Origin of the sequence: Mucilaginibacter sp. (genome assembly GCF_965201005.1) — a bacterium.
GTDB lineage: Bacteria > Bacteroidota > Bacteroidia > Sphingobacteriales > Sphingobacteriaceae > Mucilaginibacter_A.
Map to the genome: position 1 here is coordinate 358,511 of NZ_OZ241747.1, position 15,188 is coordinate 373,698.

A 15,188-nucleotide genomic window follows, 5' to 3' on the forward strand; every position below is an offset into this window, starting at 1 on the left:
CGGTTTAATCCAAAATGATCTGGCGTTTAATGGATTCTTCCAGCGAAATAAACGTTTCTGTGCGCTGGATGCCTTCTACACTTTGAATTTGCTCGTTCAAAATCTCGCGCAAATGCGTAGTGTCGCGGCAAATAATTTTAGCAAAAATACTCCAGCTGCCAGTAGTGTAATGCAGTTCAACAATTTCGTTTACAGTCTGCAGCTGCTTTACGGCATTGTTGTACTGCGAACCTTTTTCCAGAAAAATACCCAAAAAAGCGCAAATATCATAACCTAATTTTTGTGGGTTGATTTCCAAATTGGCACCTTTAATAATGCCCAGTTCCTCCAGTTTCTTCATCCGAACGTGTATAGTGCCGCCCGAAACAATCAGTTCTTTCGCAATCTCGGTGTAAGGCGTTGTTGCGTTTTTCATCAGGATAGACAGAATTTGAATATCAAGATTATCAATTTCTGAATTATGAGGTTTTTTCAAAGGCATATATTTTCAAATATGTAACGTTTAGCAAGTATAATTTAATTTTAGATAAAAATAAAATTATTTTGTTGAAATATTTGCAAGAAAATGAATCATACCTTAGATTTGTACCAGCAAACAGATAAAACGTTCTTTAATTGCTGAAAAAACAAATTGTAGGATGGTGAAATTTGGCAGACACACCTCCTTGTCCCGGTGGCGAAGATTCTGGGAAACCATGGCAACATGATAACCACTTCGTGAAGGTTCGACCCCTTCTCCTACAGCCCTTCTCATAATTTAGGTTTATAATTGGTTAGTAAAAGCCCCCTGCCCATCAGGGGGCTTTGCTGTTTTACAACAATTTTATGCCGATAAAAGAAGTATGATATTTTGAAAAGAGTGGAGATTTTGGAGCGAAGATTTGTACGCTTTGACATTTCGACCCAAAGGGAGAAATCTCCATTGAATGATGTAAGGTTTTTCGTTCGCTTTAAAGAAGATTTCTCCCTGCGGACCAGGATGACAACCTGATTTTATACCGATAAAAACAGCATCCGTTTATTTGCAATATTTTGCCAGCATCGCGTCCGCTTTATCGCTGCCAATGTTGCGCACAAAGTTCCAGTCTTCACAAGCACCTTCGCGGTCGCCCTGTTTCAGCTTTTTGTTTGCCTGGTCAAGCACTTCATCGGCATAATCATCATCCAGGCCCAGCTGCTTTTTTAACGCTAAAATCTCTGCTTCTTTAGCAGCATCTGCTTTGCCCAGATATTTATTTTTGTAATAATTGGTTACGGCATCCACCAAAGCCTCGCGCTCTTTGTAAGCATTGATTGCCTGCTCCATATCGCTGCGGTTCCTGATATTGCACCTGGAATCGCTCAAATTAAAATTTACCGGCAAAACCAGCGTGGTGCTTAAATCATGGTCTGGCGGCAAAATCCATTTCCCGGCCGTCATTTTTACCAAACGCACGGCTTCGTCATCCAAATCAACCCCAAAACCTTTTTGCACTTTTACATTCACCGGTTTATTGTTTTGATCAATGTTGAAACTTACCTGCACCGTGCCCGAAATACAGTTTTGTCTGGAGTAATCCGGATAAATTAAATTTTGCGACAAAAAATTATTGAGTGCGCCCGGCCCGCCTTTAAATTGCGGCTGGTCCTCGGCCACAAACGCCGAAATCAGCGATTGGAAAATTATAAATAAATACAACATGTTTTTTGGTTTCTGTATGATAGGATAACGAAAAAACCGCCTGATCGTTGTACTTAAAAACGTAAAATTAAATTTGGGTCAGGAATGTTTTGCCGATATTTTTCCTCTTCAGAAAGTTTGCAAACGCCCGGATAATCGCCTGTTTTTCCTTCCAGATCAAACATCAATTGATAATGTAAATGCGGCGGCCAGCTGCCGTTTTCATCAGGAATGCCAAATTCGGCAATTTTTTCGTTTTGTTGGATTGTTTTTCCGGGAAACAAATTTTCCAGCGATTTCCGGTTTAAGTGTCCGTAAAGTGCAAAGAAATTCAGGCCGTAAAAACAGTGTTCTAAAATGATCGTCGCACCGTAATCTCCAAAATGATCATTATCCTGAAAGCTGTGGATTTTGCCGCTAAAAGGCGCATAAACCGGCGTGCCTGCTTCGCCCCAGATATCTACGCCCAAATGCAAACGGCGCGGCTCGTCTGAAGTATTAAAATGCGGACTTCGGGCGTACAAAGTGCGGTTTTCAAAGTAACCGCCAATGCCAAATTTGCAATGGTTTTGCCTGAGAACGGTTTCGACCCAAGCCGAAAAAGCAGCCGTATCAGCTACTGTTTTTACAGCTAAATTTTTGTTGGCCGCAGTAAAATCAAACGGAAACAGTTGTTCTTCCTGCGGATCAAAATCAACAACTTTGCCAATTTCCTGCGCATGGTTTTGCAGGATATTGGCAAAGTGCCGATGCTTTTCGTTCAGCATAAAACCTTAATTTTCGTTTTCGTCTTTATGGATTTTGTCGAAAATTTTATCCATCCGATCTACATAATCGCTGGTGTCGTCCACAAAAAACTCCAGTTGCGGGATCACGCGGACCTGATCTTTAATCTGTTTGCCCAGTTTGTAACGGATTTCCGACGAATGTAACTTGATCGTTTGTAAAGCCTGCTCGTTGTTGGTGCCGTTAAAAAAACTCAGGAAAACGCGCGCAATGGCCAAATCCGGCGTGGCGCGCACTTTAGTAATCGTGATTAAAGTATTGGGCAGAAAATTCATTCCTTCCCGCTGAAAAATAGCTGCCAGGTCCTGCTGGAGCACGCCGGCAAACTTTTGTTGTCTTTTAGATTCCATTTTTAAAATGTTTTTGTTGGGAAGGTTTTATCAGTTAACGCAAATTAAAGGTAATACTGTTTTTATCACACTAAAAAAAGTACAGTAAAAACAGCATTGCACAAACTAGTACAACAACTGATCGTAAGGATAACGCTCTGTATGAATGGCTTTTACGCGTTCATACAGCAGTTTCCTGAAATCTTCCAGGTTTTCTTTGTTTAAAGCGGAAATAAATATCGCCGGACTATTATTTCTGGCCATCCAGCTTTGCTCAAATTCTTCCAAAGTCAGCTTTACTTCTGGTTCTTCCGGGTTGATGATTTCCGGGTGATAAGCATCGATCTTGTTAAAAACAGTGATGATTTTTTTATCAATGGCACCCAGATCTTTCAAAGTTTCGGTAACAGTTGCAATCTGATCTTCAAAATTCGGATGCGAAATATCAACTACGTGAATTAAAATATCGGCTTCGCGCACTTCATCCAAAGTTGATTTAAAACATTCGATCAAATGATGCGGGAGCTTGCGGATAAACCCAACTGTATCAGAAAGTAAAAAAGGCAGATTCTCGATTACCACTTTCCGCACTGTTGTATCCAGCGTGGCGAATAATTTATTTTCCGCAAAAACCTCAGATTTAGCAACCATGTTCATGATCGTGGATTTTCCCACATTGGTGTATCCAACCAAAGCCACCCGAACCAAAGCCACGCGGTTTTTACGCTGCGTTTCGTTCTGGCGGTCTATATGTTTCAGCTTTTCTTTTAATAAAGAGATTTTGTTGAGGATCAAACGCCTGTCCGTTTCAATCTGGCTTTCGCCCGGGCCACGCATCCCGATACCGCCTTTTTGCCGTTCTAAGTGCGTCCACAATCGGGTCAGCCTTGGCAGCAAATATTGCAATTGTGCCAGTTCTACCTGCGCTTTTGCCTGCGCTGTTTGCGCGCGGCCGGCAAAAATATCTAGGATTAGATTGCTTCGATCTAAAATTTTCACCTGCAGTTCTGTCTCAATGTTCCGCATTTGCGATGGCGTCAGTTCGTCATCAAAAACCACTATATCGATTTCTTCGGAAACGACATAAGCTTTTATTTCTTCCAGTTTTCCAGTGCCCACAAAAGTGGCGCGTTCCGGCCGTTGCATCTTTTGGGTGAAAGTTTTAACGGTTAAACCGCCGGCAGTATCTACCAGAAATTCAAGCTCTTCCAGGTATTCGCGCTCTTGTTCTTCCGTTTCGTGCGGCGTGATGATGCCTACCAAAACGGCTTTTTCCTGCTTCTCGGCAGTATCATAAAATTTTGGTTTCATTGTTGAGTTATGCTTCTTTTATCGGTATAAATCTGGAAGCATGATTGTTTGTTAGTAAAGTATTTATTTAAAGATACTGTTTTTATGAGAGAAAATAAACTAAATTTAAGGTATGAGTATTAATGATTTGAAAGACCGGCTTCATTACAAAATCGACCAGCTAAATGATGAAAAAATCTTGGAGGCAATTAACACTTTAATTTCTGCAGATAAAACCTTGTTTGTGATTCCTGAAGAATGGAAAAAGGGCATCCAGCAAGGTCGCGAAGATATTAAAGCAGGAAAAGTTTATACTTTAAATGATTTTGAAAAGAAGTATGAAAAATGGCTGGGAGAGTAATTTTATCTGCCAAAGCTTATGCTGATATTGATCGTATTGTAGAATTTAATAACAATAGGAACAAATCAGATATCTATTCAAAAAAGTTTATTAAAAGCCTTTATCAACAACTTAAAATTTTAGAAAACCATAAAACAGTTGGTATAAAAATAGTTGAAGAAAATATTTATGTATTCATCTGGGATCAGTATTATATATTCTATAATTTAACAGGACATGATAATGTAGAAATCAGTTCCATCTATCATCAAAAAGAAAATGTTTCCCGTTAAATCTTTCCTACAAACTCCTTCATTGCCATTCCCGGATCAGCTTCTTTCATAAAAGTTTCGCCAATCAAAAAACCGTTAAAACCAGCTTCTTTTAACTGTCGAATCGTTTCCGGATTACTAATCGCACTTTCCGAAATCTTCAAAAACTCATTCGGGATGGATTTTATAAGGGTAAAAGAAGTATCTACCGAAACCGTAAAATCGGCCAGGTTGCGGTTGTTTACACCGATGGCATCTACTTGCGGGTCCAAGCTGCGTTCCAGTTCTTCCAGGTTGTGCACTTCCAGCAAAACACTCAAACCTAAACTTTTGGCCAATGCGGCCATTTTTTTGATTTCCTGCGGAGATAAAATCGCGGCGATCAGCAAAATAACATCTGCGCCCAAAGCTTTGGCTTCAATGATCTGATATTCGTCAACCATAAAATCTTTGCGCAAAACCGGGATTTGATTGGATTTTCGGGCTTGTATCAAATCCATTTTTTTGCCCATAAAAAAAGCACGGTCAGTTAAAACCGACAAAGCCGAAGCTCCCGCCGCCGCATAACCTTGCGTAACCGTTTTAACTTTTACCTGATTGTTGATGATGCCTTTTGATGGAGATTTCCGCTTAAATTCTGCAATAATGCCACTTTTGGAAGGATGCAGTAAAAACTCGCGGAAAGAAAGCGGCGTGCGGTCAAAAAATTCGGCTTCTTCCAGTTTGGAATAAGATGTTTTGGTTTTTGCGGCTTGTACTTCTGTTTTTTTTCGGGCAACAATCCGGTCTAAAATCGTAATCATAGTAAAATATTTTCTGCAGAAAAGCTTACAGTTTGATAAAATGATTGGCCACCAAATCCGGGTTTGTTACATTTTCGGTGCCCATTAACCAATTGTGCATCATTTGTTTACCGTGTTCGGTCAGTACGGATTCAGGGTGAAACTGCACACCGCGGACATCATAGTTTTTGTGCCGCATCGCCATAATGGAATTGTCGTTTTCATCGATTGCCGTGATTTGAAGTTCATCCGGAAAACCTTTTTCTGCAACCACCCACGAATGATAGCGGCCAACGTTGAAGGTTTCCGGCAAGCCAAAAAATAGCTTTTCTTCCAAATCGATCACTTTTATCGGCGTTGATAAACCGTGCATCGGCCTGCTAAGGTTTAAAAGCTGTCCGCCAAAAACTTCGGCAATGGCCTGCTGACCTAAGCAAACGCCGAAAATGCTTTTTTTAGGGGCATATTTTTCGATCACTTTCAGCAACAAACCGGCTTCGGAAGGAATGCCCGGCCCGGGTGAAAGGATGATTTTGTCAAATTGTTCCACGTCTTCCAGCCGAAACTGGTCGTTGCGCCAAACTTCGCATTCCAGCCCTAATTCATTCACTAAATGAACCAGATTATAAGTGAAAGAATCGTAATTATCAATGATTAAAATTTTTGGATTGGTCATGATGCTTCTTTTATCGGGTTAAATTTCGGCTGCGGTTTCGAGGGCTTTGCGCAAGGCCGCTACTTTATTGTTTACTTCGTTCAGTTCGCTCACCGGCACAGAATCGGCCACAATACCAGCTCCGGCCTGGTAATGTAAAACATTTGCTTTACTTAAAAAAGAGCGGATAATAATAGCATGGTTAAAATCTCCGTTGAAACCCAGAAAACCGATGGCACCGCTGTAAAAACTGCGTTTGCCTTTTTCGTAAGCATCGATCAGTTCCATTGCCCGGAATTTTGGTGCACCGCTTAACGTGCCGGCCGGATAAGTATCTGCAACCACTTTAAAAGTTGGCACATTCGGTTTGATTTTGCCCGAAACTTTGGAAACCAGATGGATCAAATGCGAATAATATTGCACTTCTTTAAAAGCCTTTACTTCTACGTGGGTACAATGTCGGCTCAAATCATTTCTGGCCAAATCAACCAGCATTACGTGTTCTGCAGATTCTTTTGGATCGTTTTCCAGCGCGCGGGCCAGTTGCGCATCTTTTTCATCGTCGCCGGTGCGTTTAAAAGTCCCGGCAATCGGATAAATCGTGGCAATCCTGTTTTTGATGGTAATCTGTGCTTCCGGCGACGAGCCAAAAATCTTGAAGTTGCCATAATCAAAATAAAACAAATACGGCGAAGGATTGATGGAGCGCAAGGCACGGTAAACATTAAATTCATCGCCCTGAAACGGCTGCGAAAAATTGCGCGAAGGCACGATCTGGAAAACATCGCCCCGCAAAATATGCTGTTTCATTTTATCAACAATGGCGATAAATTCTTCGTCTTTTAAGTTAGAAGTTTCTTCCCCATTTAAGTTGAAGTGATATTCAGGGAAGTTTTTATTTTGAATGAGGTATTGGATGCGCTCCAGACCGGAAGACTGCGGATTGTTTTCAGGTTGATTTTCAAAAATGTGCAGCTCGTTTTTAAAATGATCTACCGCAATAATATACCGGTAAACGAAGTATTGCATGGTTGGTATGCCGCGATAATCTTCCTCAGTTTTAAGTTTGATGGTTTCAAAATGCTCCACCATTTCATGCGAAAAATAGCCAAACAAACCGTTTGATGCAATTTTAAGCGGCATTTCAGTTGTTTCAAACTGCTGCAAAAAAGCCTCTACCTGGTTTACAACATCAAATGTTCCGGCTGCAAACTCCTGCTGCGTACCGTCAGGGTATTGGTTTGTCAGCACGCCGTTTTGTAAAATCATCCCCGCAATCGGTTCGCAGCAAATATAGCTTGTGCTGTTTTCACGGCTGTGATAATCAGAACTTTCCAGTAGTAAACTATTTTGGAAAACATCGCGCAGTTTAAGGTAAATACTTACCGGTGTGGCCGTATCGGCTAAAAGTTTTTTGTAAGTAGTGGTTAGATTGTAGTTCATGGCTTGATATTAAAAAAACCCGGCACGTGTTAACGGCCGGGTTTATATCAGGTTTATAATTGATTAGGTTAGAAAAATCAAAAACACCATCCGGCTTCCCTTTTAGGAAGGTTTTGCCAGCTGTTTTTATGTTTTTGATCAATCATTATCTAACAAATATTAGAAAGAAAAATGAATCCGCAAATTTTTTTGAAAATATTTACTGATTTGACATGTTTAGTACGCCTCTCCCGCTTAAAATAAGTGTAACAACGACAATTATTATGGCTAAAAAGTAGAAAATAAATACGTTAAAATGCTTTTTTTCCGGAGACGCAACACGTTTGGATCGCGCATAGCCAACCGTAATCAAGGCAATGGCAATTAGCATCATACTGATGTGTTCTACCGTCCAATACCGGGTAGTCGCATTTTTCATTGTTGCTTTAGAAAACTGCACCAACGGACTAATAAAGTACAAAATCAACCCGATAAGCAGTTGCGTGTGGGCAGAGATCAGTGCAAAAAGATTGAGTTTGCGGTTACCTTCCGTATAAGGTTTTTTACCGATCCAGCCTAAAAGTGATTGAACAATTGCCCCAAGCACCAAAATCAGCACGATATACCGCAAACCGGAATGAAAATATTTGAAAAAAAGGTACATAAAAGAAGTATAGTTGTTTTGCACGAATATACAGGTAATTTAAAACAGGCAGAACAAGATTGATTTTTGTGATGATTAAACCCTGTTTAAATTTTATTGAAAATTATTTGGATGCTTCTTTTATCACCTAAAATTTGGCTTTGATAAAATGTTTTCGTCGGTAACAAATCCAAACAAAATTTATACGTTTACTTATGAGGAAGCACGCAAAATAATGCGGACCAATCATTAAATCAGCTAATTTTATACGATAAAAGAAGCATCGGTATTATTTAAAAAATCTGATTTGTGCTTAAAAAACATTTTTGCCTGAAATGGGGTAAAAACCTGCACTAAATATTTAAGGAAAACTTGTGAAAAAGGTTAGAACCCCGCTACTTTATGATTTTTCAGTTAGATGAGCGTCTGATTTTTCCAGACCCAAATTTGGCCGAACCGGATGGTTTGCTGGCGATAGGAGGGGATTTAACGCCTGCAAGGTTAATGCTTGCTTACGAAAACGGGATTTTCCCCTGGTACAGCTACAACGAGCCGATTTTATGGTATTCGCCGCACACGCGCTTTGTTCTTTTTCCGCAGGAATTAAAAATATCAAAAAGTATGCGGCAGGTGATTCACGCAAACACTTTTCAGGTCACTTTTAACCGGGATTTTCCGGCCGTGATCCATGCTTGTGCAACCGTACGCCGCGAAGGGCAGGCCGGCACCTGGATTACGCCGGAAATGGAAAATGCTTATCTCGAACTGTATCGAAAAGGCATCGCACATTCTATAGAAGTTTGGCAAAACGGAGCGTTAGCTGGCGGTTTGTACGGTATAAAAACGGGCCGTGTTTTCTGCGGGGAAAGTATGTTTAGCAAGGTCAGCAACGCATCTAAAGTGGCATTGATCGCTTTATGTCAGCAAAAAAACCATGAGCTGATCGATTGCCAGATGCACACCGGACATTTGGAATCAATGGGCGCCAGAATGATCAGCCGGGAAGAATTTGAAACTTTTCTGGCATAAAAAAAGCTTTCCTGATTATAGGAAAGCTTTTTTTAGCATACTTTTTTTAAAGCTGACTGGTGATTTCCGTAGAAAGCGGTTTTACACTTGAGCGGTAACGATGTACTAATTTTCCGTTCTCATCAATCAAAAACTTTTCAAAATTCCACTGGATTTCTCCTGTAAAATCAGGGTTTTCCGCAGTAGTTAAAAACTTAAACAAAGGGGAAATATCATCACCTTTTACGCTGACTTTTTCGCTTAACGGGAAGGTAACGCCGTAATTTTTCTGACAAAATTCTTTGATGGCCAGATTGGCACCGGGTTCTTGGCCGCCAAAGTTATTGGCCGGAAAGCCAATCACCACTACTTTGTCTTTATATTGATCGGCAAGTTTCTGCAGTTCAGCGTATTGCGGTGTAAAACCACATTTAGAAGCTGTATTTACAATCAGCAGCTTTTTGCCTTTGTAAGCGGCCAGGTTAAAGTTTTTTCCGTCGATGGTTTTTAGCTTAAAATCGTACACCGAACCAGGTGCCGTAAAAAGTAAAGCCATTATAATTACAAATGATTTGATCATGTTTTTTTCGGCAAATATAAACTATTTTATAAAGTCATGAATCCGCGACAAGTAAAAATTTTCCTTCCCGGTCATCAGCTTTTTGTCTTTGGGGGATTTGTCTTTATAACCGCACAAGTGCAGCGCGCCGTGTATCATCACCCGATAAAGTTCCTGTAAAAAGGCAAGCTGATAAGTCGAAGCATTCTCGGCCACTCTTTCTATCGAAATAAATATATCGCTGACGATCTCTTTTTCTGTATCAGCATTATCGAACGTGATGATATCCGTATAGGTATCGTGCCGCAAATAATCCTGATTAATTTTCAGCAGATAAGCATCAGGACAAAAAATGTAGTTTACTTCTTTTAGCACATAATTTTCGGCAGCGATCGTAGCTTCAATCCAACTGCGTAAATACTTTTTGTTTTTTAGTTTGAAATCAATTTCCTCTGTAAAAAAATTAATTTTAGAGGACATTGATCAGATTTTAAAATGAAGTTCAACCTCGTTTCCATGTGCGTTAAAAATAAACTGATCTGCCAGATGTTTAATAATGAAAACGCCGCGACCGGTCAGCTTTTCCAAATTTTCCGGAGCGGTTGGGTCTGGGATATTGTTGTAATCAAAGCCCGGGCCTTCATCGGCAATCGTCCAGATAATTTTTTTCTGGTCTTTTACTTCCGCGTTTATATATACTTTTTTATTAGGGTCTGATTGGTTTCCGTGAACTATTGCGTTGATTAATGCTTCATTTAAACAAGTCATCATATTGGCAAAAGTATCTTCACTCACATGATAACGTTCTGAAATTTCTTCAACCAAGCTTTCCAGGCGGGCTATACTTTCCATTACAGAAGGCAGTTGGAGCGTATATAATTCGCCGTCTGATACTTTTACTGGCTGCACCATTATTATTTGTGATTAATTGCGTTAAAGTAAGTCTTTATTTTTGATTTATAAAAAATGTTTACATCGGGCGGTATGGTAATAAGCTGTTCTGTTTGCTTGTTTTTTAATTGCTCGTAACGCTGCAATGCCTTCTGATAACCCGGAGCGGTGGTTTTGCCGGCTTGGCTTTCCCGCTTTTGGTCCTGATCCCGTTCCTGAGCAGCTTTTTCAGCTTCCAACAACCGTGTTTGTATTTTTTGTTGCCTGATTAACGTTTCCGTTTCAATTTTCTTATTTACGAGATCGGTTTCCGTTTGTTCCATTTGTTTGGTAATCTCGTTAAGGTTACCTAACCCGCTTTTACCGCCTTTGTTTTCTTCCCGGTTTATGTTTTGCAGTGCCCTGCGTATCATTTCCTGCTGGCGCGCCATCTTGGCCAGCTGCTTGCTCATGCCAGGTTGTTGTTGGCCTGATTGATTTGGTTTTCCTTGGCCTTGCTGTCCTTGCTGCTGCATTTGCTGCCTTGCTTTCTGCATATTTTTGTTCAGTTCCTGCTGCATCCGGCTCAATTGCTGCATCGATGGCTGCTTCTTTTTGCCGCTGCCAGGTTTGGCGTTTTTCATCATGTTTTGCAGCTGGTTCAAAACCTCGTTCAGCATTAAAGCCAGGTTGTTCATAGAAGTCATGGCAAATTGTTGCGCGCGGTTAGCTTCATTGGTCCGTCTTTCGCCTAAATAATTAATAGCCTGATCGATGTTGTTGTTGATCGCCGTAATTTCCTTGTTCACGGTAGATTCTATTTGTGGTACACGTTTGCTCAAGGCAAATAAACTGTCTTCTACCGTTTTCAGGTTGTCTTTTATGTTTTGCTGCTGCTGCGTTTGGTTTACGTAATCCGGATCGTTTGCATTGAGTTGCTTAAAAGTCTGCATTACTTTTTCCTGGTCAAAAGAACTCGTGACCAAACTTTTCAAAATCGCCCGAAGCTGCTGTGCGTTCAGTTCCGTTTCTTTTTCTTCGCCTTGCTGCTGCGACTGCTTCATTTTGTTGCTCATTTTCTGCATGGCATCGGCCGCTTGTTTCTGCGATTTTGCTGCTTTTTGCTGCTCGTTTTTGCTCAGTTCTTCCGAGCTTTTGTCCATTTCCTCGTCAGCGTTTTTTTGCTCGTCTTTCGGCGTTTCAAAATCGTTCTTTTTTTCTAATTGCTCATTTTTTTGTTCGAGTTCTTTCAATGCTTTTTTTACGTCCTGAAATTCCTTTTTTATTGCGTCTTGTTCTTGTTTAAGCTGATTATTGTCCTGCTTCTTTTGTGCACTCTTTTCTGCCAAAGCCTGTTGTTTGTCGGCCAGTTTATCCAGTTGATTGATATTCTGGTTCAGTTTCTGGTCAAACTCCAATTGCTTGTACAATTCCAGCATCCGGTCCAGTTCTTTCTGCAAAGATTTATTGTCCAGCTGCATTTTGTTCACATCTTCCCGCGCCTCATCTTTCTGGTTTTGCTGCAGCATTTGCTCCAGGTTTTTCAGCAGCTCTTTGGTCTTTTCGTCCAAAACATTTTTAAACAAATCATTAATCTGTTTCTGTTTTTCCAGGATTTCCTGATTTTGCTGCTTCGTTTCCTGGCGGTTAAACAGGTTTTTTTCGTTTTCCTGCTGCATATCTTTTACCAAATCTTCCAGTTCGTGGCGTTTTTGCAGCAAATCTTCCACCTGCTTTTTCTCATCAAAAGAAAGCGTTTTTTTATCAAGCAATAACCGGTTCAGCTTTTGCGCATCGCGTTCTACCTGTGCCGAAAGTTTGATGGCCGATTGCATTTTGTTTTTTACCGATTGTGTGCCGGCGTCCAATTGTTTATTCTGCTCGGTTTCCGTTGGAATGTGCAACGTTTGCTCCGGCGTTTTGCTGTGTTTCGCACCGTTTACGCCATCATTATCAGCTACATCAAAATAATAAACCACTTCGTCGCCGGGGTTTAACGATGCTTCTTTTATCGACCAAAAATAGAAGAACGTGGCCGATGTTTGGCCCAAATCAGCTTTAACCGGCAAACTGTAGTTTTTATTTTTCTGCGGAGAAGCTGTACTGCGGACAGAATAATGAAAAGTCAGGCTTGAAAACCCATAATCGTCCTGGATTTTTCCGTTGAAATAAAATGCTTTGGCACTGATCGAATCCGCTTTTTGCTCCGCAGAAATTACCGGAGGCAAATCCGGCACTACTGAAATCCGGTAAGCGGCAGAATCTGCAGAAGAAACAAAATTGTTGATCGGTTTTACGGCATACGAACCTGATTTCAGCAACTTTTCCTGATAGCTAAAAGTCTCATTATCAGCTTTAAGCAAGGTATTTTTTTGGTTAACGGAAAACAAAACTTCGCTGGTGTTTTCGGTATGAACTTGCCATTGCGCCAAAGTTCCTTCAGGCAAAGTCAGATCACCGGCGTTATTTACGTTTTCTGCGGATTTATGCAGATAAGCCGGATAAATAAGCTTCACATCCAGATGCAGCAGCGAAGGTTTTGGGTTCACTTTAATCTCAAATTCCTCCGAAGAAAAATCATTTCCAACCAAACGGAAACGGATATTTTGCTGGATGTTAGAAAAAGTATGGTAAAAAGAGCTCAGGTTTTCTTTGTCGAGTTTAAAACTGTTTTTGCCGGATTCGAGGTAAACGCTTTCCGGGAATTCATTTCCGCTCAACCTCAAATTCAGCTTAAAATCTTCGCCCTGAACTACTGAAAGAGAACGGTTTAAAATATGCCAGTAAAAAGGGGCTTTCGGTGCAAAATACTGGTTGTGTTTGATGATGCGTTCCGTGCCGTCGTGAATGATGGAAGGTGCCACAAATGCAACCATTATGATTAAAACCAGCGGGATCAAAACCCATTTTAAAAACTTTTTATTTTCGTTGATTTTAACCGCTGCGGAAAAACTGACCGGTTTCAGTTCGGCAATTTTTTGGTTGATGCTGGCCTCGATCAAATTTTTGTGTTCAGGGTTTTGATCGGCGATTTTTTTTAGTTGTAGCGTGTTCAGCAGCTTGTCCTGCACGTTCTGGAAATATTTGCCGATAATTTCTGCGGCCTGATCATGCGAAATCAATCGCCCCAAACGAAAATAAGCCAGCAAAGAAGGCGCAACCAGCCAGCCAAAAAGCGACAGGTTGAGCAAAATAAACCCGTAAAAAATAACCGAACGGAAAAACGTGTTGAAATGGCCGTAATACTCGGAAAAAGTGATCACCAAATAGCTGAAAAACAGTGCTGCGCCCAAAAAAATGAACCCGCGGAGCAACTTGTTTAAGTAATACTTCCGGATAAATTCATCCATTTTGGCAAGCAGTAAATCGTAATTGCTACCGGATTGCATCATACTTCAACTCAAAAATAAAAAAATAAGCTGTACCTAAAAGCATTCGGGCAGATATTATGATGCTTCTTTTACCACTAAAATTTATGGCTGCGGGTTGAAACTTTACTGGAGGCAACATCGTATTTGGGGTATAAGCCGATCCGAAACATACGACACGCTCAGAAAAAATAGCGGTAGAAATTGCTGATTGTCAGCAATTAATCTTTAAATTCGATCACCAATTATTTTAAACCTAAACAAAGTCAATCCTGAATATTTAATCGTTGACTGCGTAAACCGGATCCAATATTAATCAGTTTATGGCAAAACAGATACACTGCAAAACGTTGCTGGGGCATCAAAACCTGGATTTTTCGATAGAATGCCTGCAAAGTTTTCTGCAACACTCCGGCGATGGGATTTTGCTGGAGATTTTTGAAGACGGCAGCATTACGGATGAAGATGAGGCCAGGCTTTTATCCGGACTTAAAAATAGCGTGGTTGTTAGAAAAGCCAGGCGCGATGAAAAGTTAAAACCGCTTCTGGCCGATTTTCCGGCCTGCAAAGCGTATCGCGACAGCACCAATTATGCACAGAAAATTTTTGATGTGATGCTGTTTGATGACCGGGACGTGTTTTATATCGACAGTGATATTTATTTCCTGAAAAAATTTGTTTTGCCTGCGATGGACGAAATGCCGGTTTTTATGTGGGACACGCAAAATGCTTACTCTTTCACGCCGCTTGATCTGCTTAAAATCAACATCCCGATTTTTCCGAACGTAAACACAGGCTTGTTTTACTTCCCCAAAAACCTGTTTAGTTTGGCTTTTATAGAAGCTTTGCTAAACGATGGCGTGATTAGCCGCGGCGTTAAAAAAGGCATTCCGTGGCTGGAGCAAACCATCTGGAGTTTTTTGGCCGCCAAAAGCCGCAGCATCAGTTATTTTAACTGTAAACAGGTTATTATGGCCGATTTTGTGTTGAGAAACGATGCCGATACGGTGGCCATCCATTTGGTATATTACTTCAGGACTTATATTAAACAGTTGCGTTTGTTGCAGCCCGAAAGCAATACGGCAACACAAATTATCCTCGAACAGCATTCGGCTTATTTAAAAAAAGCGGATTTTGCAGTAGAAAAAATAATCCGTAAAATAAAACGCCTGGTTTAAGCCTGGATTTTGGGCATACTTCTTTT

The 15,188-nt window shown here is 40.7% G+C and carries 17 protein-coding genes; 4 read left to right on the forward strand and 13 right to left on the reverse strand.

Features of this window, described 5'->3' with window-relative positions; genetic code table 11:
- Positions 1–4 precede the first annotated feature (4 nt).
- The 5 genes from ACOFKR_RS01550 to hflX form a co-directional block, all read right to left on the reverse strand.
- Positions 5–481 carry an Lrp/AsnC ligand binding domain-containing protein gene (locus tag ACOFKR_RS01550; RefSeq protein ID WP_419802273.1) on the reverse strand — a complete coding sequence of 159 codons (477 nt, stop codon included), beginning with the start codon at positions 479–481 and terminating at the stop codon, positions 5–7.
- A gap of 537 nt (positions 482–1,018) precedes the next feature.
- Entirely contained in the window at positions 1,019–1,681 is a 663-nt protein-coding gene (locus tag ACOFKR_RS01555) for a TonB family protein (protein ID WP_419802274.1), read from the reverse strand.
- Positions 1,682–1,734: 53 nt separating this feature from the next.
- Positions 1,735–2,427: a peptidoglycan DD-metalloendopeptidase family protein gene (locus ACOFKR_RS01560; protein ID WP_419802275.1), complete on the reverse strand. Its 693-nt coding sequence runs from the start codon at positions 2,425–2,427 to the stop codon at positions 1,735–1,737.
- Between the two features lie 6 nt (positions 2,428–2,433).
- Positions 2,434–2,796, reverse strand: a complete 363-nt coding sequence (gene rbfA, locus ACOFKR_RS01565) for a 30S ribosome-binding factor RbfA (RefSeq protein ID WP_419802276.1) — start codon at positions 2,794–2,796, stop codon at positions 2,434–2,436.
- 105 nt (positions 2,797–2,901) lie between these two features.
- Positions 2,902–4,086 carry a GTPase HflX gene (hflX, locus tag ACOFKR_RS01570; RefSeq protein ID WP_419802277.1) on the reverse strand — a complete coding sequence of 395 codons (1,185 nt, stop codon included), beginning with the start codon at positions 4,084–4,086 and terminating at the stop codon, positions 2,902–2,904.
- 112 nt (positions 4,087–4,198) lie between these two features.
- On the opposite strand from hflX, the gene ACOFKR_RS01575 reads away from it, so the two are divergent.
- Both ACOFKR_RS01575 and ACOFKR_RS01580 read left to right on the forward strand, forming a co-directional pair.
- Complete coding sequence (locus tag ACOFKR_RS01575; RefSeq protein ID WP_419802278.1) at positions 4,199–4,426, forward strand: hypothetical protein; 228 nt, start codon at positions 4,199–4,201, stop codon at positions 4,424–4,426.
- On the forward strand, positions 4,411–4,698 hold the full coding sequence (locus tag ACOFKR_RS01580) for a type II toxin-antitoxin system RelE/ParE family toxin (RefSeq protein ID WP_419802279.1): 288 nt from the start codon (positions 4,411–4,413) through the stop codon (positions 4,696–4,698). Before ACOFKR_RS01575 ends, ACOFKR_RS01580 begins: the two co-directional genes overlap by 16 nt.
- Here the strand turns inward: ACOFKR_RS01580 and trpC are convergent.
- The 4 genes from trpC to ACOFKR_RS01600 form a co-directional block, all read right to left on the reverse strand.
- Entirely contained in the window at positions 4,695–5,477 is a 783-nt protein-coding gene (gene trpC, locus ACOFKR_RS01585; RefSeq protein ID WP_419803602.1) for an indole-3-glycerol phosphate synthase TrpC, read from the reverse strand. The two genes, ACOFKR_RS01580 and trpC, sit on opposite strands and share 4 nt — an antisense overlap.
- A 28-nt stretch (positions 5,478–5,505) precedes the next feature.
- The gene (locus ACOFKR_RS01590; protein WP_419802280.1) at positions 5,506–6,135 is read right to left on the reverse strand and encodes an anthranilate synthase component II; all 630 of its coding nucleotides are present in this window, start codon (positions 6,133–6,135) and stop codon (positions 5,506–5,508) included.
- 18 nt (positions 6,136–6,153) lie between these two features.
- The gene (locus tag ACOFKR_RS01595) at positions 6,154–7,557 is read right to left on the reverse strand and encodes an anthranilate synthase component I family protein (protein WP_419802281.1); all 1,404 of its coding nucleotides are present in this window, start codon (positions 7,555–7,557) and stop codon (positions 6,154–6,156) included.
- Positions 7,558–7,756: 199 nt separating this feature from the next.
- Positions 7,757–8,200, reverse strand: a complete 444-nt coding sequence (locus ACOFKR_RS01600; RefSeq protein WP_419802282.1) for a cytochrome B — start codon at positions 8,198–8,200, stop codon at positions 7,757–7,759.
- Between the two features lie 381 nt (positions 8,201–8,581).
- Here ACOFKR_RS01600 and aat point away from each other — a divergent pair, with 381 nt between their 5' ends.
- On the forward strand, positions 8,582–9,208 hold the full coding sequence (gene aat, locus ACOFKR_RS01605; RefSeq protein WP_419802283.1) for a leucyl/phenylalanyl-tRNA--protein transferase: 627 nt from the start codon (positions 8,582–8,584) through the stop codon (positions 9,206–9,208).
- A 46-nt stretch (positions 9,209–9,254) separates the two neighbouring features.
- Here the strand turns inward: aat and ACOFKR_RS01610 are convergent, their stop codons facing one another.
- From ACOFKR_RS01610 to ACOFKR_RS01625, 4 genes are read right to left on the reverse strand one after another with little or no spacing between them, the layout of a single operon-like run.
- Positions 9,255–9,767 (reverse strand): glutathione peroxidase, encoded by a 513-nt coding sequence (locus ACOFKR_RS01610; protein ID WP_419802284.1) that lies wholly within the window; start codon positions 9,765–9,767, stop codon positions 9,255–9,257.
- Between the two features lie 21 nt (positions 9,768–9,788).
- Positions 9,789–10,226: an rRNA maturation RNase YbeY gene (gene ybeY / locus ACOFKR_RS01615; RefSeq protein ID WP_419802285.1), complete on the reverse strand. Its 438-nt coding sequence runs from the start codon at positions 10,224–10,226 to the stop codon at positions 9,789–9,791.
- A gap of 3 nt (positions 10,227–10,229) precedes the next feature.
- Positions 10,230–10,658: an ATP-binding protein gene (locus ACOFKR_RS01620; protein ID WP_419802286.1), complete on the reverse strand. Its 429-nt coding sequence runs from the start codon at positions 10,656–10,658 to the stop codon at positions 10,230–10,232.
- A 2-nt stretch (positions 10,659–10,660) separates the two neighbouring features.
- A complete protein-coding gene (locus ACOFKR_RS01625) occupies positions 10,661–14,008 on the reverse strand; it encodes a DUF4175 family protein (RefSeq protein ID WP_419802287.1) in 3,348 nt (1,115 codons plus the stop codon).
- 299 nt (positions 14,009–14,307) lie between these two features.
- Here ACOFKR_RS01625 and ACOFKR_RS01630 point away from each other — a divergent pair, with 299 nt between their 5' ends.
- Positions 14,308–15,162, forward strand: coding sequence for a hypothetical protein (locus ACOFKR_RS01630; RefSeq protein WP_419802288.1), 855 nt, complete (start codon positions 14,308–14,310; stop codon positions 15,160–15,162).
- Positions 15,163–15,188: the final 26 nt, after the last annotated feature.